This is a genomic window from Bradyrhizobium campsiandrae (genome assembly GCF_014529705.1).
GTDB lineage: Bacteria > Pseudomonadota > Alphaproteobacteria > Rhizobiales > Xanthobacteraceae > Bradyrhizobium > Bradyrhizobium campsiandrae.
Map to the genome: position 1 here is coordinate 1 of NZ_JAANIH010000393.1, position 244 is coordinate 244.

Annotated in this window: 1 pseudogene; it reads right to left on the bottom strand. The window is 65.6% G+C overall.

The features are described from left to right. Window positions 1-126: pseudogene (locus G8O24_RS46945) on the bottom strand (glycogen/starch/alpha-glucan phosphorylase); the annotation flags it as partial. Window positions 127-244 lie beyond the last annotated feature (118 nt).

Genomic DNA, 244 nt, shown 5'->3' on the forward strand with positions numbered 1-244 from the left:
GTCGCGGATCTCGATATTGGCGCCGTCGAGCGTGCCGATCGTGATGGCGCCGTTCAGCGCCAGCTTCATGTTGCCGGTGCCGGACGCCTCCATGCCGGCGGTGGAGATCTGTTCGGACAGGTCGGCGCGGAAAACATCGCGATCTTCGGCATGGAGGCCGGCGACGTGATGATCCGGCGCAAGCAGGGCCTGGACGCCTCGGACGTGATCCGCAAATCGCCGAAGCTGCAGCGCGCCATCAATG